The 25,088-nt window shown below is 63.1% G+C and carries 20 protein-coding genes; 6 read left to right on the forward strand and 14 right to left on the reverse strand.

The window, feature by feature from the left end:
- Positions 1–4: 4 nt before the first annotated feature.
- From nuoJ to nuoN, 5 genes are all read left to right on the forward strand, one after another.
- Positions 5–556, forward strand: coding sequence for an NADH-quinone oxidoreductase subunit J (gene nuoJ, locus OC537_RS07710; protein ID WP_163137819.1), 552 nt, complete (start codon positions 5–7; stop codon positions 554–556).
- A complete protein-coding gene (nuoK, locus tag OC537_RS07715) occupies positions 553–861 on the forward strand; it encodes an NADH-quinone oxidoreductase subunit NuoK (RefSeq protein ID WP_041205926.1) in 309 nt (102 codons plus the stop codon). The genes nuoJ and nuoK overlap by 4 nt, the downstream gene beginning before the upstream one ends.
- Complete coding sequence (nuoL, locus tag OC537_RS07720; protein ID WP_262110663.1) at positions 858–2,705, forward strand: NADH-quinone oxidoreductase subunit L; 1,848 nt, start codon at positions 858–860, stop codon at positions 2,703–2,705. Before nuoK ends, nuoL begins: the two co-directional genes overlap by 4 nt.
- A gap of 68 nt (positions 2,706–2,773) precedes the next feature.
- Positions 2,774–4,291, forward strand: a complete 1,518-nt coding sequence (gene nuoM, locus OC537_RS07725; protein ID WP_234566860.1) for an NADH-quinone oxidoreductase subunit M — start codon at positions 2,774–2,776, stop codon at positions 4,289–4,291.
- A 49-nt stretch (positions 4,292–4,340) separates the two neighbouring features.
- On the forward strand, positions 4,341–5,804 hold the full coding sequence (nuoN, locus tag OC537_RS07730; protein ID WP_106886588.1) for an NADH-quinone oxidoreductase subunit NuoN: 1,464 nt from the start codon (positions 4,341–4,343) through the stop codon (positions 5,802–5,804).
- 241 nt (positions 5,805–6,045) lie between these two features.
- Here the strand turns inward: nuoN and purL are convergent, their stop codons facing one another.
- Positions 6,046–9,939, reverse strand: coding sequence for a phosphoribosylformylglycinamidine synthase (purL, locus tag OC537_RS07735; protein WP_262110664.1), 3,894 nt, complete (start codon positions 9,937–9,939; stop codon positions 6,046–6,048).
- 149 nt (positions 9,940–10,088) lie between these two features.
- Here purL and mltF point away from each other — a divergent pair, with 149 nt between their 5' ends.
- Positions 10,089–11,582, forward strand: a complete 1,494-nt coding sequence (gene mltF, locus OC537_RS07740) for a membrane-bound lytic murein transglycosylase MltF (protein WP_163137815.1) — start codon at positions 10,089–10,091, stop codon at positions 11,580–11,582.
- A 344-nt stretch (positions 11,583–11,926) separates the two neighbouring features.
- Here mltF and OC537_RS07745 read toward each other — a convergent pair whose 3' ends face one another.
- The 13 genes from OC537_RS07745 to fdx all read right to left on the reverse strand — a co-directional run bounded on the left by OC537_RS07745 (position 11,927) and on the right by fdx (position 25,087).
- Entirely contained in the window at positions 11,927–12,160 is a 234-nt protein-coding gene (locus tag OC537_RS07745) for a zinc ribbon domain-containing protein (RefSeq protein WP_106887926.1), read from the reverse strand.
- Between the two features lie 87 nt (positions 12,161–12,247).
- A complete protein-coding gene (der, locus tag OC537_RS07750) occupies positions 12,248–13,747 on the reverse strand; it encodes a ribosome biogenesis GTPase Der (RefSeq protein WP_106886585.1) in 1,500 nt (499 codons plus the stop codon).
- Positions 13,748–13,821: 74 nt separating this feature from the next.
- Entirely contained in the window at positions 13,822–15,006 is a 1,185-nt protein-coding gene (bamB, locus tag OC537_RS07755; RefSeq protein WP_106886584.1) for an outer membrane protein assembly factor BamB, read from the reverse strand.
- Positions 14,999–15,649, reverse strand: coding sequence for a YfgM family protein (locus OC537_RS07760; RefSeq protein ID WP_262110667.1), 651 nt, complete (start codon positions 15,647–15,649; stop codon positions 14,999–15,001). The genes bamB and OC537_RS07760 overlap by 8 nt, the downstream gene beginning before the upstream one ends.
- Before the next feature lie 3 nt (positions 15,650–15,652).
- Positions 15,653–16,930, reverse strand: a complete 1,278-nt coding sequence (gene hisS, locus OC537_RS07765; protein ID WP_106886583.1) for a histidine--tRNA ligase — start codon at positions 16,928–16,930, stop codon at positions 15,653–15,655.
- Positions 16,931–17,069: 139 nt separating this feature from the next.
- Complete coding sequence (gene ispG, locus OC537_RS07770; protein WP_025327232.1) at positions 17,070–18,185, reverse strand: flavodoxin-dependent (E)-4-hydroxy-3-methylbut-2-enyl-diphosphate synthase; 1,116 nt, start codon at positions 18,183–18,185, stop codon at positions 17,070–17,072.
- A 10-nt stretch (positions 18,186–18,195) separates the two neighbouring features.
- On the reverse strand, positions 18,196–19,125 hold the full coding sequence (locus OC537_RS07775; RefSeq protein WP_262110669.1) for a RodZ domain-containing protein: 930 nt from the start codon (positions 19,123–19,125) through the stop codon (positions 18,196–18,198).
- Complete coding sequence (gene tapF, locus OC537_RS07780; protein ID WP_106886581.1) at positions 19,115–19,906, reverse strand: PilW family type IVa pilus biogenesis/stability lipoprotein TapF; 792 nt, start codon at positions 19,904–19,906, stop codon at positions 19,115–19,117. The genes OC537_RS07775 and tapF overlap by 11 nt, the downstream gene beginning before the upstream one ends.
- Before the next feature lie 12 nt (positions 19,907–19,918).
- Positions 19,919–21,022 (reverse strand): bifunctional tRNA (adenosine(37)-C2)-methyltransferase TrmG/ribosomal RNA large subunit methyltransferase RlmN, encoded by a 1,104-nt coding sequence (locus OC537_RS07785; RefSeq protein WP_025327235.1) that lies wholly within the window; start codon positions 21,020–21,022, stop codon positions 19,919–19,921.
- Between the two features lie 168 nt (positions 21,023–21,190).
- Positions 21,191–21,619 (reverse strand): nucleoside-diphosphate kinase, encoded by a 429-nt coding sequence (ndk, locus tag OC537_RS07790; protein ID WP_005324280.1) that lies wholly within the window; start codon positions 21,617–21,619, stop codon positions 21,191–21,193.
- A 270-nt stretch (positions 21,620–21,889) separates the two neighbouring features.
- Positions 21,890–23,182: an aminopeptidase PepB gene (gene pepB / locus OC537_RS07795; RefSeq protein WP_262110672.1), complete on the reverse strand. Its 1,293-nt coding sequence runs from the start codon at positions 23,180–23,182 to the stop codon at positions 21,890–21,892.
- A gap of 103 nt (positions 23,183–23,285) precedes the next feature.
- Positions 23,286–24,590 (reverse strand): aminopeptidase PepB, encoded by a 1,305-nt coding sequence (gene pepB, locus OC537_RS07800; protein ID WP_262110674.1) that lies wholly within the window; start codon positions 24,588–24,590, stop codon positions 23,286–23,288.
- Positions 24,591–24,748: 158 nt separating this feature from the next.
- Positions 24,749–25,087: an ISC system 2Fe-2S type ferredoxin gene (fdx, locus tag OC537_RS07805; protein ID WP_005324284.1), complete on the reverse strand. Its 339-nt coding sequence runs from the start codon at positions 25,085–25,087 to the stop codon at positions 24,749–24,751.
- Between the last annotated feature and the right edge of the window lies 1 nt (position 25,088).

Below are 25,088 nucleotides of genomic sequence, written 5' to 3' on the forward strand. Positions count from 1 at the left end.
AATCATGGAACTGGCATTTTATGCCGCGGCCCTGGTCGCCGTTTACAGCACGCTGCGGGTCATCAGCACCAGCAACCCCATGCATGCGCTGCTCAATCTCATCATTTCGCTCATCGCCGTGGCCATGATCTTCTTCTGCCTGGGAGCCTCCTTTGCTGGCGCCCTGCAGGTGATCGTCTACGCCGGCGCCATCATGGTGCTGTTCGTGTTCGTGGTGATGATGCTGAACCTGGGTTCATCCCAGGATCAGGAGCGCAACTGGCTCACCCCCATGACCTGGGGTGGGCCTGCCCTGCTCTCCCTCATCCTGCTCGGCTTCCTGGCCTACGGCATTCTCGGGGTCACCGGCGGTGAGCTCGGGCAGACCGACGTCAGTGCCAAGGAAGTCGGCATCGCCCTGTTCGGCCCCTATGTGCTGGCGGTGGAGCTCGCCTCCATACTGCTGCTGGCGGGTCTGGTCACCGCCTATCACCTTGGCCGTGAAGACAAGAGCGGGGAAGTGCTTTCCGTCCCCAAACCCACCGCTCGCCCATCCCAGGAAGGAGGTCAGCAATGAGTGGCATACCCATGGAACACGGTCTTCTGCTGGCCGCCATCCTGTTCTGCATCGGTTTGTGCGGTCTGCTGATCCGCCGCAACCTGCTGTTTATCCTCATGAGTATCGAGATCATGATGAATGCGTCCGCCCTGGCGTTCGTGGTGGCGGGTAGCCGCTGGGCCCAGGCCGACGGCCAGATCATGTACATACTGGTGATTTCTCTGGCGGCAGCGGAGGCCAGTATCGGCCTCGCCCTGTTACTGCTGCTCTATCGTCGTTACCACACCCTGAACGTGGACACTGTGAGCGAGATGCGCGGATGAGCCTCCTATATCTGACTTTCCTGTTCCCCCTGCTGGGGTGGCTGCTGCTGGCCTTCTCCATCGGCCGTCTCGGCGAGCGCAGCGCGGCACTCATCGGTGTCGGCAGCATAGGCCTGTCGGCCCTGACCACAATCTGGGTCGGGTTAGACTTCCTCAATCACACCCCCGAGGGCGGCGTCTATACCCAGACCCTGTGGCAGTGGATGTCGGTGGGTGAATTCCAGCCCACCTTCCGTCTGGCGCTGGATGGGCTGTCGCTGACCATGCTGGGGGTGGTGACAGGGGTGGGCTTCTTCATCCACCTGTTCGCCTCCTGGTACATGCGCGGAGAAGAGGGGTATTCCCGCTTTTTCACCTACACCAACCTCTTCATCGCCAGCATGGTGTTCCTGGTGCTGGCCGATGATCTGCTGTTCGTCTACCTGGGCTGGGAAGGGGTGGGGCTGTGCAGCTACCTGCTGATCGGCTTCTACTACCGCAACCCGGCCAACGGCGCCGCCGCCCTCAAGGCGTTCGTGGTGACCCGGGTCGGTGACGTCTTCCTCGCCATCGGGCTCTTCGTGCTCTACCGGGAGCTCGGCACCCTCAACATCCACGAGCTGCTGGTGCGCGCCCCAGTGGTCTTTGCCGAGGGCTCCCCTGCCCTGTCGTTCGCCTGCCTGATGCTGCTCGGCGGCGCGGTCGGCAAATCCGCCCAGCTGCCCCTGCAGACCTGGCTGGCAGACGCCATGGCGGGCCCAACCCCGGTCTCGGCACTGATCCACGCGGCCACCATGGTGACCGCCGGTGTCTACCTCATCGCCCGCACCCACGGCCTCTTCCTGCTGGCCCCGGAGATCCTCCATCTGGTGGCTCTGGTCGGCGCCATCACCCTAGTGCTGGCAGGTTTTGCCGCCCTGGTACAGACCGACATCAAGCGGATCCTGGCTTACTCCACCATGAGCCAGATAGGCTACATGTTCCTGGCCCTGGGGGTCGGTGCCTGGGAAGGGGCCATCTTCCACCTGATGACCCATGCCTTCTTCAAGGCGCTGCTGTTCCTCTCCGCCGGGGCCGTCATAGTCGCGACCCACCACGAGCAGAACATCTTCAAGATGGGGGGCCTGCGCAAGAGCCTGCCCCTGGTCTATGCCTGCTTCCTGGTGGGGGGCTCGGCCCTGGCCGCGCTGCCGCTGGTCACCGCCGGCTTCTACAGTAAAGACGCCATCCTCTGGCAGGTGCAGGCCAGTGGCCAGAGCGCCCTGCTGTGGGCCGGTCTGGGTGGGGCCTTCCTGACCTCCCTCTACACCTTCCGCCTCATCTTCATCGCCTTCCACGGCAAGGCACAGACGCAGGCGCACAAAGGCCACGGCCTGGCCCACCAGCTGCCGCTGCTGGTGCTGCTGGTGCTCTCCACCGGGGTCGGTGCCCTGATAGTGCCGCCGCTCGCCGGAGTACTGCCGGCAGGCCCGGGGGATCATATCGAAGAGGGACGCCACAGCCTCGAGATCCTCTCCGGCGTCATCGCCGTGGCAGGCATTGCGCTCGCCGCCTTCCTCTTCCTCGGCGAACGTCGCCTGGCGAAGGGGATCGCCGAGAGTGCCGCCGGCCGCGCGCTCAGCACCCTCTGGTTCAATGCCTGGGGCTTTGACTGGTTGTATGACTGGATCTGGGTCAAGCCCTACCTGCTGGTGACCCGCTTGCTCGGCAAGGACCCGCTGGATCGGATGATGAACCTGCCCGCCGTGCTGGCCCAGGGCGGCCACCAGCTGCTGGCCTGGACAGTGTCCGGCAAGCTGCGCTGGTATGCCGCCTCCATGGGGATGGGCGCCGCCCTGATCCTGGCCCTGCTGCTGCTCGGCTGATCCATGAGCCCAATATGTGTGGCAGGCCCGGGGCCTGCCCGACTAGAACCTAGACGAGAGCTGATATCGTGACCTTACTCTGGATCTTGTTAATTCCTTTTATCGGCGGCTTGCTCTGCTGGCAGATGGAGCGGCTCGGCGGACAATTCGTTCGCTGGGTAGCCCTGCTCTCCATGAGCGCCTGCCTGGTGCTCTCCGGTGCCATCTGGCTGGGGGGTGACTTCTCCCTCGCCAGCCCCGGCCTCCCCGTCTGGGCGGCCGAGTGGCAGCAACCCTGGATCCCCCGCTTCGGCATCTCATTGCACCTGGCGGTAGACGGCTTGTCCCTCCTGATGGTGATGCTCACCAGCTTCATCGGTGTGCTGGCCATCCTCTGCTCCTGGAAGGAAATCGTGCAGCGCATCGGCTTCTTCCACCTGAATCTGCTGTGGATCCTGGGGGGCGTGCTCGGCGTCTTCATGGCGGTGGACCTGTTCCTCTTCTTCTTCTTCTGGGAGATGATGCTGGTTCCCATGTACTTCCTGATCGCACTCTGGGGCCACTCGGTCACCGACGGTAAATCCCGGATCAACGCGGCCACCAAGTTCTTCATCTACACCCAGGCGAGCGGCCTCATCATGCTGGTGGCCATCCTCGGGCTGGTGCTGACCCACCACGCCAGCACAGGGGTCTTCACCTTCAACTACCTCGACCTGCTCAATACCCCGATGAGCAAGGGCGTACAGTGGCTGCTGATGCTGGGCTTCTTCATCGCCTTCGCGGTCAAGATGCCCCTGGTGCCGCTCCATGGCTGGTTGCCGGACGCCCATAGCCAGGCACCGACCGCGGGTTCTGTGGACCTGGCGGGCATCCTGCTCAAAACCGCCGCCTACGGCCTGCTGCGCTTCACCCTGCCGCTGTTCCCGGAGGCCTCCGCCGAGTTCGCCCCCTACGCCATGCTCCTTGGCCTCTTCGGCATCATCTACGGCGCCCTGCTGGCGTTCGCCCAGACTGACATCAAGCGTCTGGTGGCCTACACCAGCATCTCCCACATGGGCTTCGTGATGATCGCCATCTATTCGGGCAGCGAGCTGGCCCTGCAAGGGGCAGTGGTGCAGATGATCGCCCACGGCCTCTCCGCCGCCGGTCTCTTCATCCTGTGCGGCCAGCTCTACGAGCGCCTGCACACCCGGGACCTGCGCCTGATGGGCGGTCTCTGGGGTCGACTGCGCTACCTGCCCGGCGTCATGCTGTTCTTCTCGGTGGCCTCCCTTGGCATGCCGGGCACCGGCAACTTCGTCGGCGAGTTCCTGATCCTCATCGGCAGCTTCCAGGTGGCCCCCATCATCACCATCATCGCCACCTTCGGCCTGGTGCTGGCCTCGGTCTACTCCCTCATCATGCTGCAGCGCGCCTGTTTCGGTGCCCCCAAGGACGAGAGCGTCCTCAAGGGCCTGGACAGACGGGAGCTGGCCATGATGCTGACCATAGCCGGTCTGCTGGTGCTGCTCGGTCTCTACCCGCAACCCGTGCTCGACACCGCCAGCAGCAGCCTGCTGAGCGTGCTGCACTGGTACGCGCTGCCAGCCACAGGAGCACTGCAATGATGCCCTCTGTTTCTCTCTCCCTTTCCTTGTCCACACCGGGAGCCTTGTCATGACGTTTACCGCCGCCCAACTATTGGCCCTGCTGCCCCTGTTGCTGACCACGGGGGCCATGGTCGCCCTGATGCTCGCCATCGCCTGGAAGCGCTGCGATGACACCGCCTTCGTGGTGACCATCACAGGCCTCAACCTGGCGCTCTTCTCCCTGCCCATCGTCATGGCCCAGGGGGATCAGGGGGTCACTCCCCTGCTGCAAGTGGACAGCTATGCGGTCTTCTACATGGGGCTGGTGCTCATCGGCGCCCTGGCCACCTGTACCTTCGGTCGCTCCTGGCTCAAGGGCTACCCGGACAACCGGGAAGAGTTCTACCTGCTGCTGCTGATCGCCACCGCCGGTGGCCTGGTGCTGGCGGGTTCCCGCCATCTCGCGTCACTGTTTATCGGGATCGAGATGCTGACCCTGCCCATGTTCGGTCTGGTGGGTTATGCCTATCGCGAGCGCCATTCCCTGGAGGCCAGCATCAAGTACATGGTGCTCTCCGCCGCCGCCACCGCCTTCCTGCTGTTCGGCATGGCGCTGCTCTATGCCCAGGCGGGCAGCCTGAGCTTCAGCGATCTCGGCCTGACCCTGGCCCAGAGCCCGGCTCACCACCCGCTGCTGATGGGGGGCTTTGGCCTGATGCTGGTGGGCTTTGCGTTCAAGTTGTCGCTCGCCCCCTTCCACCTCTGGACCCCGGATGTCTATGAGGGCGCCCCGGCACCTGTGGCCACCTTCCTCGCCACCGTAAGCAAGATAGCCGTGTTCTGCGTGCTGCTGCGCTTCTACCTGGCGGTGCCGGCCACCTCGGATCCCATGATCCACTGGCTGCTGGCGGCCATGGCGGTCATCTCCATCGTGGTCGGAAACCTATTGGCGCTGATCCAGACCAACATCAAGCGGATGATGGGTTACTCCTCCATCTCCCACTTCGGCTACCTGCTGGCGGTGATAGTGGCGAGCCGCCTCGGCCAGATGCCGGTGGAAGCGGCCGGTGTCTACCTGCTCATGTACCTCTTCACCAGCCTGGGGGCCTTCGGCGTCATCAGCATGATGTCCAGCCCCTATCGCGGCAAGGATGCGGACTCCCTGCACAGCTATCGCGGCCTGTTCTGGAAGCGCCCCTACCTGACAGCCGTCATGACGGTGATGATGTTGTCGCTCGCGGGCATCCCCATGACGCTGGGCTTCATCGGCAAGTTCTACCTCATCGGGGTGACGGTCGATGCCAAGCTGTGGTGGCTCTCCGGCGCCATAGTGCTCGGCAGTGCCCTGGGGCTCTACTACTACCTGCGCGTCATGGTCACCCTCTACCTGCGGGAACCCGGCATGCAGCTGCGCGATGCCAAGGCCGACTGGGCCTTCTCCTCCGGCGGGCTTGTGGTGCTGCTCTCCGCCATCCTGGTGGTGGCACTCGGCATCTATCCCCAGCCTGTCATCAGCCTGGTGCAGGGCTTCCAGCACGTGGTGCTGCGCTAGCCTCAGCGTCAGTCCACAGAGCAAAACCGGCCCCCGTGGCCGGTTTTTTTATCTCGCCAGACTGCCGGGCCCAGGTATCAACCCGGCAAGGGAGCCCGGCTCACAGTGCCCTCCTCTCTGCTCTCTCCCCCTTGCTCTCCTTCCCTCTGCCACCAGCCCAAGGCTCGCAGAGCGCCTCACAGGCCCATAAAAAAACCGGCCACGAGGCCGGTTTTTGATTCTCTAGAACGTCAGCGCGGGATTAACCCAGACGCACGCGAGCGTTTCTGAACATCCGCATCCAGGCGCCATCTTCGCCCCAGTTGTCCGGGTGCCAGGAGTTCGCCACTGTGCGGAACACCCGCTCCGGGTGCGGCATCATGATAGTCGCGCGGCCGTCCGTGGTGGTGACCGCAGTGATGCCCGCCGGTGCCCCGTTCGGGTTGGCCGGGTACTGCTCGGTGACCTGGCCGCGGTTGTCCACGAAACGCAGCCCCACCAGGCCGCTCTGTTGCAGCGCGGCAAGGTGAGCGGCATCGCGCACTTCCACCCGTCCTTCCCCGTGGGAGACGGCGATGGGCATCACAGAGCCCGCCATGCCGGCGAAGAAGGCGGACGGGGAGTCCTGCACTTCCACCAGGCTGAAGCGCGCCTCGAAGCGCTCGGAGCGGTTGCGCACGAAGCGCGGCCACAGATCGGCCCCCGGGATGAGATCCCGCAGGTTGGACATCATCTGGCAACCGTTGCACACCCCCAGGGAGAGGGTGTCGCCACGCTCGAAGAAGCGCTGGAACTGCTCGCGGGCGTTGTCGTTGAACAGGATGGACTTGGCCCAGCCTTCCCCCGCCCCCAGCACGTCGCCGTAGGAGAAGCCGCCACAGGCCACCAGGGTCTGGAACTCTTCCAGCTTGATGCGACCGGACAGGATGTCACTCATGTGCACATCCACCGCCGCGAACCCGGCGCGGTCGAACGCCGCTGCCATCTCCACGTGGGAGTTGACCCCCTGCTCGCGCAGCACCGCCAGACGGGGGGAGACCCCGCGGGCGATATAGGGCGCGGCCACGTCCTCGGACGGGTTGTAGGTCAACCTGGCCTGCAGACCCGGGTCGGTGGCGTCCTGACGGGCGGCATGTTCCTGATCCGCGCACTCGGGGTTGTCCCGCAGGCGCTGCATCTGCCAGCTGGTCTCGCCCCAGAGGGTGCGAAGGGCGGTGCGGCTGGCGCGGTACACTTCGGTCCCGGCACGCTGGAACAGGATGAGATCGTCTTCACGCACAGTACCCAGCACATGGGAGCAGGCCGCCAGACCGTGACCGGCCAACAGGGTCAGCACGGCTTCCTTGTCGTCGCGGCGCACCTGGATGACGGCACCCAGCTCCTCGTTGAACAGGGCCGGCAGCAGTTCGCCACCCACGCGGTCGAGCTGGATGTCGAGGCCGCAGTGACCGGCGAAGGCCATCTCGGTCAGGGTGACGAAGAGACCGCCATCGGATCTGTCGTGGTAGGCAATCAGCTTGCGATCCGCCACCAGCGCCTGGATGGCGTTGAAGAAGCCCTTCAGCTGGACGGGGTTGTCCAGATCCGGGGCGCTCTGACCAAGCTGGCGATAGACCTGGGCCAGGGCGGAGGCGCCAAGGCGCTGCTTGCCGTTGCCAAGGTCAATCAGGATAAGGTCGGTTTCCCCAAGGTCTGTGCGCAGCTGCGGCGTGACGGTATTGCGCACGTCTTCCACGCGCGCGAAGGCGGAGATAAGCAGGGAGAGCGGCGAGGTGACGCTGCGCTCTTCCCCGTCCTGCTGCCAGCGGGTCTTCATGGACATGGAGTCCTTGCCCACCGGGATTGTGATGCCAAGGGCCGGGCAGAGCTCCTCGCCCACCGCCTTGACCGCCTCATAGAGGCCGGCATCTTCCCCCGGGTGACCGGCGGCAGACATCCAGTTGGCGGAGAGCTTGACCCGCTTGAGGGAACCGATATGAGCCGGCGCCAGGTTGGTCAGGGCCTCGGCCACCGCCATACGGGCAGAAGCCGCGTGGGAGAGCAGCGCCACCGGGGTACGCTCCCCCATGGACATGGCTTCGCCGTGGTAGCTGTCGTAGGTGGCGGCGGTGACGGCGCAATCGGCTACCGGGATCTGCCAGGGGCCGACCATCTGGTCACGGTTGACCAGACCGGTCACGCTGCGATCACCTATGGTGATGAGGAAGGATTTCTCCGCCACGGTCGGCAGACGCAGTACCCGCTCGGCTGCCTCGGAGAGGGTGGTGCCATCGAGCTGCAACGGCTTGCCCTGGGCAGGCAGGGTGACAACGTCGCGGTGCATCTTGGGCGCCTTGCCGAGCAGCACGTCCAGAGGCAGATCGATGGGCTGGTTGTCGAAATGCGCATCCGAGAGAGTGAGGTGCTTCTCTTCGGTGGCGGTGCCGATGACCGCATAGGGGGCGCGCTCACGCTCGCACAGGGCCTTGAACAGGGGCAGCTTGTCCTGGGCGACCGCCAGCACGTAGCGCTCCTGGGATTCGTTGCACCAGATCTCCAGCGGGCTCATGCCCGGCTCGTCGCTGGCGATGGCGCGCAGGTCGAAGCGACCACCGCGATCGCCGTCGTTCACCAGCTCCGGCATGGCGTTGGAGAGGCCGCCGGCACCCACGTCGTGGATGAAGACGATGGGGTTGTCATCGCCGAGCTGCCAGCAGCGATCGATCACCTCCTGGCAACGGCGCTCCATCTCGGGGTTGTCCCGCTGCACAGAGGCGAAATCGAGGTCTTCGGCAGACTGGCCGGAGGCCATGCTCGATGCCGCGCCACCACCCAGACCAATGTTCATGGCCGGGCCGCCCAGCACGATCAGGGCTGCCCCCACCGGGATCTCCCCTTTCTGGACGTGTTCGCTGCGGATGTTGCCTATGCCGCCCGCCAGCATGATGGGCTTGTGGTAACCGCGCACTTCGACGCCGTTGTGGCTCGGCACCTGCTCTTCGAAGGTACGGAAGTAGCCGAGGATGGCCGGACGACCGAATTCGTTGTTGAAGGCGGCGCCGCCAAGGGGCCCCTCCTGCATGATGTCAAAGGCGCTGACGATGCGGCTCGGCTTGCCGAAATCCTGCTCCCAGGGCTGCTCAAAACCGGGGATGCGCAGGTTGGAGACGGAGAAACCTACCAGGCCCGCCTTGGGCTTGGCGCCACGGCCTGTCGCGCCCTCGTCGCGAATTTCGCCGCCGGAGCCGGTGGCCGCCCCCGGAAAGGGGGAGATGGCGGTCGGGTGGTTGTGAGTCTCCACCTTCATCAGGATGTCGACGCGCTCCTGGTGATACTGGTATTCGCCACTGGCGGGGCTCGGGAAGAAGCGGCCACCCTGGCTGCCTTCCATCACGGCGGCGTTGTCTTTATAGGCAGACAGGACATGATCCGGCGTCTGCTCGAAGGTGTTCTTGATCATCTTGAACAGCGACTTGGGCTGCTGCTCGCCGTCTATGGTCCAGTCGGCGTTGAAGATCTTGTGACGGCAGTGCTCCGAGTTCGCCTGGGCGAACATGTAGAGCTCGATGTCGTTGGGATTGCGATCAAGGCGGGTGAAGTTCTCCACCAGGTAGTCGATTTCGTCATCGGCAAGCGCCAGGCCCAGCTCGATGTTGGCCGAGGCCAGGGCGCTGCGGCCACCGCCCAGCACATCCACCTGGGTGAAGGGGCGCGGCTCGTGATGGGCAAACAGGGCGGCAGCCTGGCTCGGCTCATCGAACACCACCTCCATCATGCGATCGTGCAGCAGGGCCGCGACCTCGCCACGTTGGGCTGCGGTCAGCTCACCCTTGGCCTGCACGTAATAGGCAATGCCGCGCTCCAGCCGCTTGACCTGGTTCAGGCCGCAGTTGTGGGCGATGTCGGTTGCTTTGGAAGACCAGGGGGAGATAGTGCCGGGGCGGGGGGTAACGAGAAACAGCTGACCGCTGGGGGTGTGTTCCGGGATGGTCGGGCCGTAGCGCAGAAGCTGGCCCAAGGTCGCTCGCTCCGGGGGAGAGAGCGGGCTCGAAAGCTCGGCAAAGTGCACGTATTCGGCATAGACGTCTGCTATCTCTACTCCTCTCTGTGCGCAGCTCTGCAGCAGCTTGTGGACACGAAACTCAGACAGTGCTGGGGCACCACGCAAGATTTCCATATACCTTTCTCACCAAGTTTTAGAGTGTGGGGGGATTTGAGACGCGCGTATTATAGGGATCAGGCTCACCGCGAACAAACGTTTTTCTCATCTCCCACGATGTGACTCCCTCCACACTCTCTGGTATAAAGGTGCCTCTCTTTTGACAAATGCCGATTTTTTCAACAAGGGTACTCACCTACTTGCGCTGCATTTTTCGACTGTTTATCGGGATGTTGCTGACACTGGCCCTGGCCGGCTGTGACTTCTATTCCCCCTCCAGCCAGCTGGAGCAGATCCGCCAACGGGGCGAGATCCGTGTTGGCACCCTCTATGGTCCCACTTCCTATTACCAGCGTGACGACACCGCCCAGGGGTTCGATTACGAGCTGGCGCAGCACTATGCCGACTGGTTGGGGGTCAAGCTGACCATAGTTCCGGCCTACTCCACCGCCGAGCTGGTCGAACAGCTGCAGAAGGGGAGCCTGGATCTCGCCGCCGCCGCCATCGTGGTGACCCCGGAGCGACGCAAGCTGTTTCGCTTCGGCCCCGGCTTCTACCAGGTCTCCCCCAAGCTGGTCTATCGCAACGGCTCCCCCAGGCCCAAGGATCTCGGCGACATCAAGGGCACCATAGTGGTGCCTGCCGGCTCCACCGGTGAGGATCTGATGAAGGAGCTGGCCAGCCAGTACCCCAATCTGAGCTGGCGCATCAACCGGGACGCCGACGTGGAAGAGCTGCTCAAGCAGGTCGCCGATGGCGAGGTGGACTACACGGTGGTGCAGGATACTGTGCTGGCCCGCACCCAGCGCTACTACCCCGAGCTCACCGAGGGGCTGACCCTGGCCAGCAAGCAGACAGTGGCCTGGGCCATGACCAAGCTGCCCGATGACAGCCTCTACGCCAGCATCATCGACTTCTTCGGCCAGCGCTTCATGGATGGCTCCATCGCCAAGCTCGACGAGAAGTACTTCGGCCACGTGCAAAACTTCGATTTCGTCGACACCCGCACCTTCCTCAAGCGGGCCAAGAGCCTGCTGCCCAAGTATCAGGCGCTGTTCCAGACCCATGCCAAGGACATAGACTGGCGCCTGCTGGCCGCCATCAGCTATCAGGAGTCCCACTGGGACCCCCAGGCCCGCTCCTACACAGGGGTGCGCGGCATGATGATGCTGACCGAGCCCACCGCCAAGGCGATGGGGGTAAACGATCGAACCCACCCGGAAGAGAGCATCAAGGGGGGTGCCCGCTACTTGCAGGAGATGATGGAGAAGGTGCCGGACTCGGTGCCGGCGGACGAGAAGGTGTGGTTTGCCCTCACCGCCTACAACATCGGCTATGGCCACATGATGGATGCCCGCCGCCTGACCAAGCAGCTCGGCAAGAATCCCGATGCCTGGAGCGACGTGAAAGAGGTGTTGCCCCTGCTGCAGCAGTCACGCTGGCATCGCAAGGTGCGCTATGGATATGCCCGGGGTGGCGAGGCGCGCAACTACGTCAACAACGTGCGCCAGTACTACCAGAGCCTGCTCTGGCTCGACAACGAGCAGCAGAAGGCCCATCGCCGCGAGGCCCTGGACGAAGACGACGGCAGCGAGCCGGCAGCCCCGGCACAGCGCCCCGCCATCATCGCCGAGGTAGTCAGCCAGATCATCACCCCCTGAGCCCTGCGGGGTGTGTCGCCTGGGGGAATTCTCTGTTACCATTGCCCCAGACCAGAGCCTGTCTGAGAGAGGCTTATCGCAATACATTCATCAACTTGCGATACCGATGGCCGCCCATCTCAGGGGCCGTCAGCGTCGCCGGGATGACCAGGGAGGAAAACCAGATGCGAACACGCAGAAGAGCCACGTTGACCAGAAAGACCAGATGCGCCTGGAGCCCCAGACGCAAGCTGAAACTGGCCGACATGAAACGCAAGATATGGCACCGAAACCGCTCCTATACCTTGCTGATTGCGGAGCACACAACAGCATAAACCCGGCCAAGGCCGGGTTTTTTTATTCCATCAGCTCGCCTCGGCCGGGATCGCCTCGAACCGCACGGCACGCTTGGAGACCAGGCTGTTGCAGTGGTTGCAGAAGTAATCCACGGCGCCGCAGGCCCGAAGCCGCTCCAGGCTCTGCTGACAGGTCGGGCACAGGGCCCGGATCCGATAGCGGGCATGACACTGGCCACAGCTCACCTCGGGGCTGCGGCTGTCCAGCTCGGCCTGGCAGGCCGGGCATGTCAAGAGACTCATGGTCATCTCCTCTCAAGGGCAGAAGCCTGGGCTCATCCCTCGTTCGACAGATAGAAAAACGGCTGCCACCAGGGCAGCCGTCAGGGCTTATTTCTTGCTCTTGTTCTTCGCCTTGAGCAGGCGATCCCGTTGCCGCTCCTGGCTCAGGGTCAGGGTGTTCTTCTTGCCCTCGAAGGGGTTGACCGACTCCTGGAACTCGACCCGGATCGGGGTACCCATGATCTTCAGGGACTTGCGGAAGTAGTTGATGAGATACCGCTTGTAGGAGTCAGGCAGATCGTTCAACTGGTTGCCGTGGATCACGATACGCGGCGGGTTGTAGCCACCGGCGTGGGCATACTTGAGCTTGACGCGGCGACCGTTGACCATGGGCGGCTGGTGATCTTCCTGCGCCATCTGCATTATGCGGGTCAGCATGGCGGTGCTGGTACGACGGGTGGCGGACTGGTAAGCCTCGTTGATGGACTCGAACAGATGGCCGACGCCGCTGCCGTGCAGGGCGGAGATGAAGTGGACGCGGGCGAAGTCGATGAAGCCCAGGCGTCTGTCCAGCTCGTTCTTGATGTCTTCCTTCACCTTCTGATCCAGACCGTCCCACTTGTTCACCACCAGCACCACGGAGCGGCCGCTGCTCAGCACGAAGCCGAGGATGCTCAAGTCCTGATCCGTGATGGTCTCGCGGGCGTCTATCACCAGCAGGCAGACGTTGGCATCCTCAATGGCTTTCAAGGTCTTGATGACGGAGAACTTCTCCACCGTCTCGTGCACCTTGCCACGGCGACGCACGCCAGCGGTGTCGATGACCACGTACTTCTGCTCGTCACGCTCCATGGGGATGTAGACGGAGTCGCGGGTGGTGCCCGGCATGTCATAGACGATGACGCGGTCTTCACCCAGCATGCGGTTGGTCAGGGTGGACTTGCCGACGTTGGGGCGACCGACGATGGCGAACTTGATGGGCAAGTCGGCGAACGGGGTCTCCTTGGTGTCTTCCCGGGTATCGAGATCACCGGCGGCCACCATGCGCAGCAGGGCTTCTTCGTCGAAGTCCTCCTCTTCCTGCGCCTCTTCTTCGGCGGCGGCCTCGACCAGGGTCTCAAGGTGGGGGGCCAGCGCCAGCTCCAGCAGGCTCAGCACCCCACGACCGTGGGCGGCGGCGATCTGGTAGACCTCCCCCAGCGCCAGACCGTAGAACTCGGAGACCGCGGAGTCACCGTCGATGCCGTCGGTCTTGTTGGCGACCAGGAACACCTTCTTGTGGGTCTTGCGCAGGTGCTCGGCGATGGCCTGATCCGCGGCGGTCAAACCGGCACGGGCATCCACCATGAAGAGCACCACATCCGCTTCCTCGATGGCCAGCAGGGACTGCTCGGCCATCTTCAGCTCGATCCCCTCCTCGGTGCCATCGATACCGCCGGTATCGACCACGATAAATTCCAGCTCGCCCAACTTCGCCTGGCCGTATTTGCGGTCCCGGGTCAGGCCGGGGAAATCGGCAACCAGGGCATCCCGGGTACGGGTCAGGCGGTTAAACAGGGTGGATTTCCCCACGTTGGGGCGGCCCACCAGGGCTACTACAGGAGTCATAAAAGCCTCATTCTCAAGACGACAAAGGCTCCGGGTCCGAAGACCAGGAGCCGGATATTCAGATTGACGGGCGATCAGGGACGCTTGATAGCGTACAACTTGCCGCCACGGCTCTGCACATACAGGGTGTCACCGTCCACCAGGGGCGCGGCATAGAGACCACTGCTGTCGAGCTGCTGCATGGCCTTAATGGACCCGTCGGTCCGATCCAGCCAATACAGGTAACCTTCCACATCGCCGACCACCACGTAGTCACCCAGGACGACGGGAGCGGTCACGGTGCGGTTTTCCAGCTGGGTGTTGGACCACAGCTCAAGACCATTGCGACGATCCACCGCAAACAGATGACTGCGGCTGTCGGTCAGCACTATGGCATTGCCGGTAACCGCCATGTCGCGGTAGCCGGAATACTTGCGCTTCCACACCTCGTCACCTGTCATCAGCTTGCGGGCCATCAGCTGGCCATTGTAGGCGATGGCATAGAGCTCATCACCGGCAATCAGCGGACGGGCGTCCACATCGACCATGCGATCCAGCTCGGTGGCACCGCGCGGGTCGGCCACCTTGGACTGGCGCACCGGCTGGCCGTTGCTCAGCAGGGCTATGCCCACCTTGCCATCGGCACGGCCATAGAGCACGGCGCCGTTGGTGATGACAGGGGTGCTGGCGCTGCGCAGGGTCAGGGGCGGCTGCTCTTCGGACAGGGTCCACTGCAGCTTGCCCTCATCGGTATCGAGCGCCATCAGACGGCCCGAGGTGGTCAGCACCACCACGCGACCATCCTCGACGGCGGGGCTCGCCACCACTTCACCGGGCACAGTGGTCTGCCACAGCACTTCCCCGTTCGCTTCGTTCAGGGCGTAGACCACCCCGTTCTCGGAGCCGAGGAACAGCTTGCCATAGCGGGAGACCAGACCGCCGGAGAGACGGGCGCTGCGCTTGTCGGCGTTGATGGGCAGGTCTGCCAGATCCACGCTCCACAGGGTCTCGCCACTGTTGCGATCGAAGGCGGTCACATCCCCATCACGGGCGGCGGCATAGATGTGATCCTCTTCCACCACGGGTTGCAGCTGGGAGTAGAAATCACCTATGCCATCCCCGACGGAGGAGGACCACTGGGTATCGGCACTGAAGGCGGACTCCACCACGGGCAGAGGCGCCATCGGGGTCAAATCTTCCTCTGAACTGAACAGGGAGCAACCCTGCAGGGCCAGGGAGACTGCCACCCCCAGCGCCATTTTCTTGTACAGATTACGCATCCGGAGCCTCACCCGCAGTGACCGCTGGCAGCGCCAGATCGTCCATCTTCAGCTTGAGTTCGGCGCTGCTCTGCAGGCCACCGGCATCGGCCGCCACCTGATAGGCATCGCGCGCCTCTTCGGGCTTGCCCTGCCCCAGCAGCACGTCACCACGCACTTCCGCCACCTGAGCCTTGAAGGCGTCGTTGTTGATCTTGCCAAGCTGGGCCAGGGCCGCGTCGGCCTTGCCCTGATCCTTGAGCACCCGTGCCAGGCGCAGGGCGGCGATGGGCTTGATGCTCTCGTCGCCGTTCGCGGCCACCTGGGTCAGCTGCTCGGCGGCCAGATCCAGCTTGCCCGCCTTGACCGCAGCCGCGGCCAGTTGCAGGGCAGCCAGCTCCGCATAGGCGTCGCCCTGATGGGCGCTGATGAAGCTCTTGGCCTGCTCAAGGGCGGCATCGTCACCCTTGGCGAGCTGGGCTGTCATGGCGTTATAAGCCTGGGAGGCGGCTTCCTGGTTGGTCTGCTGCAGCTCGTTGTAGTAACGCCAGCCAAAGAGGCCGACCAGACCGATCACAGTCCCGGCGAGTACCGAGGTGCCGTTCTCTTTCCACCAGCTCTTGATGACCTCAACCTGTTGTTCTTCAGTGGTATACACTTCCACAGCTTACTCTCCTTTAGCTGCCAGCAGGGCGATGGCGGCATCGACCGAGACGGTCTGTTGCTCGGCCTGGCCACGCAGATATTTGATGGTGATCTCCCCGCTTTGCACCTCGGTCTCGCCGAGGATCAGGGCAATGGCCGCGCCGCTCTTGTCGGCACGCTTGAGTTGTTTCTTGAAGTTGCCGCCACCGCAGTGGCTCATCAGGCGCAAGTCCGGCAGTGCATCGCGCAGGCGCTCGGCAAGCTGGAAGCCAGCCTGCTCGGTGCCCTCGCCCACCATGGCCAGATAGACATCCACCGCCGGGCGGATGTCGGCGTTGAGCTCGAGGGTTTCGAGCATCAGCACCAGACGCTCCATGCCCATGGCAAAGCCCACGGCCGGGGTCGCCTGACCGCCGAGTTGCTCCACCAGGCCGTCGTAACGGCCTCCGGCCAGGACTGTGCCCTGGGCGCCCAGGCTGCTCGTCACCCACTCGAACACGGTGAGGTTGTAGTAGTCGAGGCCGCGCACCAGACGCTCGTTCACCTCGTATTGGATGCCGGCAGACTCGAGCAGGCGCTTGAGCCCCTCGAAGTGGGCCAGGCTCTCTTCACCCAGGTGATCGAACAGACGGGGGGCACCCACCAGAATGGCCTGTACCTTCTCGTCCTTGGAGTCGAGCACCCGCAGCGGGTTGCTGTACATGCGGCGCTGGCTCTCTTCGTCCAGCTCGCTCTTGTACTGCTCCAGGTAGGCCACCAGGGCATCGCGGTAAGCGGCGCGCTCGTCGCTCTGACCGAGCGTGTTAAGCTGCAGGGTGACGTGATCGCTGATGCCGAACAGACGCCACAGGCGGTGGGTCAGCATGATGAGCTCGGCGTCGATGTCAGGCCCGTTGATGCCAAACAGCTCGACCCCGAACTGGTGGAACTGGCGATAACGGCCCTTCTGGGGACGCTCGTGACGGAACATGGGGCCCATGTACCACATCCGGCGTTCCTGGTTGTAGAGCAGGCCGTGCTCGATGCCTGCACGGACGCAGCTGGCGGTCCCTTCCGGACGCAGGCTCAGGCTGTCACCGTTGCGGTCTTCAAAGGTGTACATCTCTTTTTCGACCACGTCGGTCACTTCACCGATAGCGCGCTTGAACAGATGGGTCTGCTCGACGATGGGCATGCGCACTTCGCTGTAGCCGTAGCTGGCGACGACCTGGCGCAGGATCTGTTCCACTTTCTGCCATACCGGGCTCTGCTCCGGCAGGCAATCATTCATACCGCGAATAGCTTGGATCTGTTTTGCCACGTTGATACTCGAGAAAAAGAGGTAAAATTTGGCCGCATTATAGGGATTTTCGGCCCCGAGGTAAAATCAGGGTGCCCGGATGCGGGATTTAAAATCAACAACCTAAAGCCGGGGCCACCCCAGGTGGCCCCTCAATGGTTCAACCTTTGTCCACCTGGATCTGGTTGGCCGGATCCAGCATGGCCGCCCGGGCGCGGATACGGCGCTCCAGGGTCGGGATGAGATCCTTGTTGTCGAGCCGGTCGACCCGCTGGCCCCCTTCGTAGAAAGCACTCTTGTTGGCGGCGCCCGCCAGCCCCAGATCCGAGACCAGGGCCTCGCCCGGGCCGTTCACCACGCAGCCGATGATGGAGACATCCATCGGGGTGATGATGTCCTCGAGCCGCTCTTCCAGAGCGTTCACCGTCCCTATCACATCGAACTCCTGACGGGAGCAGGAGGGACAGGCGATGAAGTTGATGCCGCGGGAGCGAATGCGCAGGGACTTGAGAATATCGAAGCCCACCTTCACCTCTTCCACCGGATCGGCGGCCAGGGAGATGCGGATGGTGTCGCCTATGCCATCGGCCAGCAGCATGCCGAGTCCGATGGCGGATTTCACCGCGCCGGCACGGAAGCCGCCCGCCTCGGTGATCCCCAGGTGCAGCGGCTGGTCGATCTGCTTGGCCAGCAGGCGATAGGCACCGACCGCCAGGAAGACGTCGGAGGCCTTGACGCTGACCTTAAAGTTCTCGAAGTTGAGGCGATCCAGGTAATCCACGTGGCGCATGGCCGACTCGAGCAGGGCTTCCGGGGTCGGCTCGCCATACTTCTCCTGGATGTCACGCTCCAGGGAGCCACCGTTGACGCCGATGCGGATCGGAATGTTGTAATGACGGGCACAGTCGACCACGGCGCGCACCCGCTCTTCGTTGCCTATGTTGCCCGGGTTGATGCGCAGGCAGTCGGCACCGTATTCGGCCACTTTCAGGGCGATGCGGTAGTCGAAGTGGATGTCGGCGACGATGGGAATGCGGGTCTGCTGCTTGATGAGCTTGAAGGCTTCCGCCGCTTCCATGGTGGGTACAGAGACCCGGACTATGTCAGCACCGACCCGCTCGATCCGCTGGATCTGCTCGACGGTGGCGGCGACATCCGTGGTCTTGGTGTTGGTCATGGTTTGCACCGTGATGGGGGCATTGCCCCCAACCGGCACATTGCCGACCATGATCTGCCTGGATTGACGACGAATAATGGGGGATTCGTGAGCGGACATGGCGGACAGATTACTCCTGCGGCAGTGAGAAGCGAGCAGTCCGGCCGTTGTTGTAACGGCTCATGTCGAAGGACTTGCCCTGGTATTCGAGATTGACCGCCATGGGCGCGCCAACGATGAATCTGAGTGGCTCGGGTCCTTCCAGCACAAGCTCGTCGTTCGCCTTCTTCAGACCGCTGAACAGGGTCTTGCCGTTGGCATCCTTGACATCCAGCCAGCAGTCGGCGGTGAAGCTCATCTTGAGCTGGGGCGCCTTGCCAGGTTCGGTGGCGGCCGGCTCTGCCGGTGCCAGGGTCGCCTCAGCAGCCGAGGCCTCGGTAGACAGGGCGGCACTGGTCGCGGCAACGACGGCCGGCACAGTGGCGGCGGCGTCACTTACCACAACTTCCGTCGCCACGGCGTCGGAGGCCACGGGCAATACGGGGTCGGCCACGTCCACAGCGGGCGTCACGCTGGCGACAGACATCGTCTGATCCGTGCCCATCTCGCTCGCCGCCAGGGCTTCATCCCCGGCGGAACGACGTGCCGTGCTCTGCCACCACCAGGCGATGGAGAGCGCGATCAGCACCAGGATCACCAGCCAGGTCACCACCTTGAGCCGACTGTCGTTGGCTTGCTGGCGGGAGCGACGGGAGAAGCTCTGCATGTCGATGTTATCGGGTGGCGTCAGTCCCAGCTTGTCGTAGGCCGCGAGTATGGTCTCCTCGGGAATGCCGACCAGCTTGGCATAGGCGCGCAGATAGCCGCGAATGAAGGTGTGGGACGTATGCTTGTCGTAGGTATCCGCCTCGATGGCGGCGATCAGGGTCAGACGAAGGTGAATGCGGGACGCAACCTGCTCTCGCGTCCAGCCAAGCTGTTCACGGGCGTTGCGCAGCAGCTGGCCTGGGCCCACTGCCTGGGAGTCGTCTTGAAAATCGTGTGGCTGTTCAGTAGTCATTGGCTAAGTAACGCTTGGCTTGTTGCGAAGTGGGATATTGCCTTACCAGCTCAGTCCCGAATTGGTGAAGTAATGCCGGTTTGTCCATGGCCTGGGCCAGCCGCAGCCGGAGCCAGAGGCTCTCCTCGTTTTCGTCTGCCACTTCGGCAAAACGCACGAGGTAAGACTGCACATCAGGCAGCTTGCCATCTTTCATGGAAAGCTCGGCCATGTCCAGCAATAACCTTGGATTGCGGGGATTATACCCCAAGGCCAGACGATAGTACTCGTTGGCCTTGTCATTTCTGTTATTTTGCACCGAGCAGAGCGCCGCATTCTCGTAGGTATCGGCGATCTTGACGTAATCTGGCTGGCTGACCGCCTGCAGGAATGCCTTCTCTGCCTCCTCGAAACGCCCACGGTTGCACAGGAAGGCACCGTAGTTGTTCATCGCGTCAGCATTGGTCGGATCCATGGCCAGCGCCTTCTTGTAGTTCTCCTCGGCCGCCTTGAAATCGGATACCTGCTGGTAGAAATAGGCGAAGCCGATATAGACCTGAGGGTTGCTGGGATCGTACTGGAGGGCCCGGTCAAGGTTGAATTTGGCCTGTTCGGCATTGCCCTGACGCAGGTATTGAATACCCAGATCGAGACGGGTCTGGGCAGCCGCCTTGAAGTCGGGACCCACTTCACGCTGGGTCGAATTCTGGCCAGCGTAAGTGGTCTCGGTGACACAGCCAGGCAGCGCGCAGAGCGCTGCCACTACGATCAATGTACGGATATCCATTTCCTGTCTATACAATGGCTTAGCGAGTTAAACCATTTTGACGGAAATCCCATCCTGTTGCATCCGATTTTTCATGGTGCGCTTGGTGCGGTCGATCACCTCCCCCACCAGCTGGCCACAGGCGGCGTCTATGTCATCCCCGCGGGTCTTGCGGACGATGACGGTCAGGCCGTATTCCATCAGCACCTTGGAGAAACGGTCGATACGGCTGTTGCTCGGCTTGCCGAATGGGTTGCCCGGGAAGGGGTTGAAGGGGATCAGGTTGATCTTACAAGGGGTCTCTTTGAGGACCTGCGCCAGCTCGTGGGCATGCTGCATGTCGTCATTAATATGATCGAGCAGCACATACTCCACCGTCACCCGGCCGCCATTGGCGTTGGATTTGGCCAGATAACGGCGCACCCCCGCCAGGAAGGCCTCGATGTTGTACTTGTCGTTGATCGGCATGATCTCGGAACGCAACTTGTCGTTCGGCGCATGCAGGGAGATAGCCAGGGCCACGTCGATCTGGTCCCCCAACATGTCCAGTGCCGGTACCACACCTGAGGTGGAGAGGGTGACGCGGCGCTTGGAGATGCCAAAACCAAAGTCATCCATCATCAGGCTCATGGCCGGTACCACGTTGGCGAGGTTCAGCAACGGCTCGCCCATGCCCATCATCACCACGTTGGTGATGGGGCGCTTGCCACCGACTATCTTGGCGGCGCGCCAGACCTGGCCGATGATCTCGGAAACCTTCAGGTTGCGGTTGAAACCTTGCTGGGCGGTGGAGCAGAAGGTGCACGCCAAGGCGCAGCCGACCTGGGAGGAGACACAGAGGGTCGCACGATCCGCCTCCGGGATGTAGACGGTCTCGACTTCCTGATCCCCGACCTGCAAGGCCCACTTGATGGTGCCATCCGCAGAGCGTTGCTCGCGGCTCACCTCGGGGGCGCGGATCTCGGCAATGGCCTTGAGACGCTCACGCAACGCCTTGTTGACGTTGCTCATCTGATCGAAGTCATCACAACCGGAGTGGTAGATCCACTTCATTATCTGATCTGCCCGGAACGGCTTCTCGCCCAGCTCGACGAAGAAGGCACGCATGGCATCCCGATCGAGATCCAGCAGGTTGGTTTTTGTTTCGCTCATCAAGGGCCTCAGCTCACACACTTCATAAATTATCGGCTGACCTACGTCAGGGGGCGGCATTGTACAAATAATGGGTCTGCCTTTCCACCTGGAGAATAAGGGGATATTGACCGAATGACCAAAAAACAAAAGGGAGCCGAGGCTCCCTTGTTGATCTTCTGACGAAAATCAGCCGCGCGGGCAGATCTCGGCGTCGGAGAAGAAGTAGGCGATTTCACGGGCGGCAGAGGCCGGGGCATCGGAGCCGTGCACGGCGTTGCGATCTATGCTCTCGGCGTAGCAGGAACGCAGGGTGCCGGCCAGGGCCTCCTTCGGGTTGGTGGCGCCCATGATTTCGCGGTGACGGCGAATGGCGTCTTCCCCTTCCAGCACCTGTACCATGACGGGGCCCGAGGTCATGAAAGCGACCAGGCCATCATAGAAAGGCTTGCCCTGGTGTTCGGCGTAGAAACCGGCGGCCTGCTCGCTGCTCAGGTGCAGCATCTTGGCGGCGACCACTTTCAGGCCGGCGCTCTCGAAGCGGCTGTAGATGGCACCGATCAGGTTCTTGCTGACCGCGTCCGGCTTGACGATAGAGAAGGTACGTTCGATAGCCATTGAGTTCTTTCCTTAACTACAGAGTTTTATTGTAGGAATCCATGTTCGGCGGCGATTATACGTAAACAAAAAACGAAATAACACACAAAAAAGCAACTTTTTATTAAACAAAAAACTCCTTGAAACAACATGGTGACTCATCTTGTGCCATGGCACTGAGAAAAAATGTGCGCTTGTGCACGATAGCCACGCTAACCCGCTAAAACCCTGTCTATTGCTCATTTAACCAGCACCACTGAAAAGGGCACCCCGAGGTGCCCTTTCGCCTTGTCATGCCCCTCGGCGCGTCTCCGCCAGCAGGGTATGGGCTATGGTACGCATCCCCAGGGTGTTGGCCCCGGGGGCCCAGAGGTTGTCACCGTTCTCGCTGAAACAGGCGGCCAGATCCACGTGCAGCCAACCCCGCCCTTCATTGCCGACGAAGCGGGAGAGGAAGCCCGCCGCGTTGGAGGCGCCGCCCGGGCCACCGCCCGGCACCGGACGGCTGTTGGCCGTGTCGGCATAGTGGGACGGGCACTGCTGACGATGCCAGGGCTCGAGCGGCAGCGGCCAGGCCGGCTCCTGCTCCGCATCCGAGTAGGCCATGGCGCGGCTCACCAGCCCCTTGTCCAGACCAAACAGGGCGTTGTAGCGTCCCCCCAGCGCCATCACCGCGGCCCCCGTCAGGGTGGCAGCGTCTATGATGAGGGGCGCGCCGGATTCACCGGCGAGCTGCAGGCCGTCGGCCAGCACCAGGCGCCCCTCTGCGTCTGTGTTGACGATTTCGACCGTGGTGCCGTTCTTGTAGGTGAGGATGTCACCCAGCTTGTAGGCATGGCCGGAGACCAGGTTCTCTGCGCAGCAGAGGATGAGCTTCACCCGCTTGTCGAGGCCGCGCAGTATGGCCAGCGCCAGGGCGCCGGTGACAATGGCCGCCCCCCCCATGTCATGCTTCATGGTGAGCATGCCCTGTGAGGTTTTCATGGAGTAGCCGCCGGAGTCGAAGGTGATCCCCTTGCCCACCAGGGCCGCCACCACGGGGGCATTGCGATCCCCGGTGGGGTTATAGTCCAGCTCCAGCATCACGGGCTCGCGATCGCTGCCGCGGCCAACCTGATAGAGACCGACCCAACCCGCCTGTTGCAGCGCCTCCCCCTTGAGGATGCGATGGCTGATCCTGTCCGGCGCCAGCTCGGTGATGAAGGCCGCCGCCTCCACCGCCAGCTCCAGCGGGCCCAGCAGCTCCGGGGTCGCATTGGTCATCTCGCGCACCCAGCGCCCGCACAGCCAGCGCGCCTCCAGCTCCTCCCTGTCCTCTTCGGACGAGGTCGCCCACTGCAGCTCCACCTCTGCCTTGGGGGTCTGCAACCCCTGGGCGAAGGCCCACTGCTGCTCGCGCTCCCAGTGACCGCACAGGGCGACCTTCTGGATCCCCTGACCACAGAGGCGGCGGGCCGCCTGCTGGATATCCAGCAAGGGTGACGCCGTCACCAGGTGGATCACCATGCCATCGGGGCGATGGGAAAGCAGTGCCCCCTCTCCCCACTCGGGGGCAGCAAATTCACGGCTCAGCCAGATGTTCATTGAGTCACCTCCTGCAGCCAACCAGCTACCGATAATGCACAGGCCGTGACCCCTTGCGCAGGGTGTCCCAAACCATCACCAAGTTCTTGATTCAGCCAGACACTCATTCAGCCACCTCCTGCAGCCAGCGGGCGATAGTGCGCAGACCGTGTCCCTTGGCGCCGGTCGCCCACAGTTCGTTGCCGGATTTTTGATAAGAGGCGGCGAGATCCAGGTGCACCCAGCCCTTGCCCTCGTCACGCACGAAGCGCGACAAAAACGCGGCCGCCGTGGTGGCACCGGCTGTGCCTTCGGCGGAGGCGACGTTGCCCAGCTCGGCGAAGGCCGAGGTGAGCTGACCCACATGCCAGGGTTCCAGCGGCAGGGGCCAGGCCTTCTCGTTCTCGGCTTTAGCGGCGGCCAGGGCGCGCGCCTGCTCGGCTTCATCCAGCGCAAACACGGCGTTGTAGTCGCGGCCCAGCGCCGTCTTGGCGGCGCCGGTCAGGGTGGCGGCATCGAGAATGTGGGCCGCGCCGCTGTCGGAGGCCGCCAGCAGGCCGTCGGCCAGCACCAGACGCCCTTCTGCGTCAGTGTTCTGGATCTCCACCGAGATGCCGTTCTTGTAGGTGAGGATGTCGCCGAGCTTGAAGGCGTGGCCGGAGACCAGGTTCTCGGCGCAGCAGAGAATGAGCTTCACCCGCTTGTCGAGGCCACGGCTGATGGCGAGCGCCAGGGCGCCGGTCACCATGGCGGCACCGCCCATGTCGGACTTCATCGGCAGCATGTTGTCAGAGGACTTCATGGAGTAGCCGCCGGAGTCGAAGGTGATGCCCTTGCCCACCAGGGCCGCCACCACGGGGGCGTTGCGATCCCCGGTCGGGTTGTAGTCCAGCTCCAGCAGCACGGGCTCGCGCTCGCTGCCGCGGCCCACCGACCAGATCCCGATATGACCGGCCTCCCGCAGGGCTTCTCCTGCGGTGATGCGGGCGGTGACCTGATCGCCACCCAGGCCGCGGATCAGCAGCAGGGCGGACTCCGCCAGGCTCATGGGGTAGATCTCTTCCGGGCAACCGTTGGTCACCTCGCGCACCCAGCGGGTCGCCTTGACGAGCGCCTCCAGCTCGCGGGCCTGCGCCGCGCTCTGCTCGCCGAAGTCCAGTTCACGCTGCCCCTTGGCGGCATAGAAGCCCTGGGCGAAGGCGTAACGACGCTCCAGATCCCAACCCTCACCGGCCAGGCTCACCCGCTTGATGCCACTCGATTCGAGTCGGCGGGCTGCCCGCTGAATGGTTCGCAAGGCATCCTGCTGCTGGGCGGTGGCGCCCAGGTGGATCAGGGTCTCCTCACCGCTGAAACTGAGCAGGGCGCCTTCACCCCAGACGGCGGCAGCGGCCTGGGCGGATAACAGTACCTTCATCATGTCAGCCATCTTCTCTTGCTTCCTTTTTTCTTGGCACGATTCATTAACAACGCGGGGTAACGGAGACAAAAAAGGCCGTTCCCCCGAGGGGTACGGCCTTCACCATATCATCACTGCACCATGGGATGCTGCACGCGCAATTCACTCATGTGTAATTAGCGGGCCAATCAATGACGCTCGGAGGCGAGGTTGATGGTGTACTTGGGCAGTTCCACCACTAGATCCTCGTCCGCCAGACGGGCCTGGCAGCTCAGGCGGGATTCCGGCTCCAGCCCCCATGCCTTGTCCAGCATGTCATCTTCCAGCTCATCGCTCGGCTCGAGGGAGTCAAAGCCCTCCCGCACCACGCAGTGGCAGGTGGTACAGGCACAGGACTTCTCGCAGGCATGCTCGATCTCGATGCCGTTGCGCAGGGCGATGTCCAGTATGGTCTCACCGGTCGCGCCCTCGAGGGCTGCGCCATCCGGACAGAGTTCGGGGTGAGGCAGAATGATCAGTTTTGGCATA

Origin of the sequence: Aeromonas sp. Marseille-Q5825, assembly GCF_946892685.1 — a bacterium.
Lineage (GTDB): Bacteria > Pseudomonadota > Gammaproteobacteria > Enterobacterales > Aeromonadaceae > Aeromonas > Aeromonas rivipollensis.

Excerpts from the sequence above, each read along its gene's own strand:
- pepB (WP_262110672.1), bottom strand. The coding sequence starts at position 23,182 with ATGAACATCTGGCTGAGCCGTGAATTTGCTGCCCCCGAGTGGGGAGAG.
- der (WP_106886585.1), bottom strand. The coding sequence starts at position 13,747 with ATGACTCCTGTAGTAGCCCTGGTGGGCCGCCCCAACGTGGGGAAATCC.
- bamB (WP_106886584.1), bottom strand. The coding sequence starts at position 15,006 with ATGCGTAATCTGTACAAGAAAATGGCGCTGGGGGTGGCAGTCTCCCTG.
- nuoJ (WP_163137819.1), top strand. The coding sequence starts at position 5 with ATGGAACTGGCATTTTATGCCGCGGCCCTGGTCGCCGTTTACAGCACG.
- ispG (WP_025327232.1), bottom strand. The coding sequence starts at position 18,185 with ATGTCCGCTCACGAATCCCCCATTATTCGTCGTCAATCCAGGCAGATC.
- fdx (WP_005324284.1), bottom strand. The coding sequence starts at position 25,087 with ATGCCAAAACTGATCATTCTGCCTCACCCCGAACTCTGTCCGGATGGC.
- mltF (WP_163137815.1), top strand. The coding sequence starts at position 10,089 with ATGCCGATTTTTTCAACAAGGGTACTCACCTACTTGCGCTGCATTTTT.
- ndk (WP_005324280.1), bottom strand. The coding sequence starts at position 21,619 with ATGGCTATCGAACGTACCTTCTCTATCGTCAAGCCGGACGCGGTCAGC.
- nuoK (WP_041205926.1), top strand. The coding sequence starts at position 553 with ATGAGTGGCATACCCATGGAACACGGTCTTCTGCTGGCCGCCATCCTG.
- pepB (WP_262110674.1), bottom strand. The coding sequence starts at position 24,590 with ATGGCTGACATGATGAAGGTACTGTTATCCGCCCAGGCCGCTGCCGCC.
- nuoN (WP_106886588.1), top strand. The coding sequence starts at position 4,341 with ATGACGTTTACCGCCGCCCAACTATTGGCCCTGCTGCCCCTGTTGCTG.
- nuoL (WP_262110663.1), top strand. The coding sequence starts at position 858 with ATGAGCCTCCTATATCTGACTTTCCTGTTCCCCCTGCTGGGGTGGCTG.
- OC537_RS07785 (WP_025327235.1), bottom strand. The coding sequence starts at position 21,022 with ATGAGCGAAACAAAAACCAACCTGCTGGATCTCGATCGGGATGCCATG.
- OC537_RS07775 (WP_262110669.1), bottom strand. The coding sequence starts at position 19,125 with ATGACTACTGAACAGCCACACGATTTTCAAGACGACTCCCAGGCAGTG.
- OC537_RS07745 (WP_106887926.1), bottom strand. The coding sequence starts at position 12,160 with ATGAGTCTCTTGACATGCCCGGCCTGCCAGGCCGAGCTGGACAGCCGC.
- purL (WP_262110664.1), bottom strand. The coding sequence starts at position 9,939 with ATGGAAATCTTGCGTGGTGCCCCAGCACTGTCTGAGTTTCGTGTCCAC.